Origin of the sequence: Escherichia sp. XD33 (genome assembly GCF_019375075.1) — a bacterium.
In the GTDB taxonomy this organism is placed as follows: domain Bacteria; phylum Pseudomonadota; class Gammaproteobacteria; order Enterobacterales; family Enterobacteriaceae; genus Enterobacter; species Enterobacter flexneri_A.
On record NZ_JAENDM010000387.1, the window covers coordinates 1 to 529 of the forward strand.

General features: G+C 52.2%; 1 pseudogene. It reads right to left on the bottom strand.

The features are described from left to right. Positions 1 to 529 (bottom strand): annotated as a pseudogene (locus K0778_RS27375) (conjugal transfer protein); the annotation flags it as partial.

Here is a 529-nt window from a genome sequence, read left to right on the forward strand (position 1 = left end):
AATTTTTCCATTTGCTGGCTCAGAGACTGGATTTTTCCCTGCTCACTACGGTATTCCGGTGCCGCCCATTGCATAAGGGGAATACGGGAAAAACCGGACGAAAACGGCGATGATTTTTTCAGGCTGGCAGCATGGCTCATCGCTTCCTTTCGTTCGGTGTTCAGCTCTTCCCAGCGTCTGCGCGTCGCCTGCATATCTGCCATCATCGACATGGCATTACTGGTGAGTTTCCATGCCGAGTTACTGTCCTTCGGCAACGCTTCGATAATGTCACGTAGTGTGTACGAAGTTGCGTTGTCAGGAAGCCCGATATTCAGAAGGTCAGCCACACGGCGGGCAGGCTCTGTCAGCCCGCTGTTCCTGAGTTCAGTGCGGGAAATCTGTATTTCCAGGTTAAGCCTGTTAATCAGACGATTCTGTTCGCCGCGTTCTGTTTCGATACCGCGTGTTTCCATCGCACAGGCAGACTTTCCGAGGTGAATACCAGGCGTTTTCTCAAGCCCCTGTCGCTCGTATGAACGATGGTCTA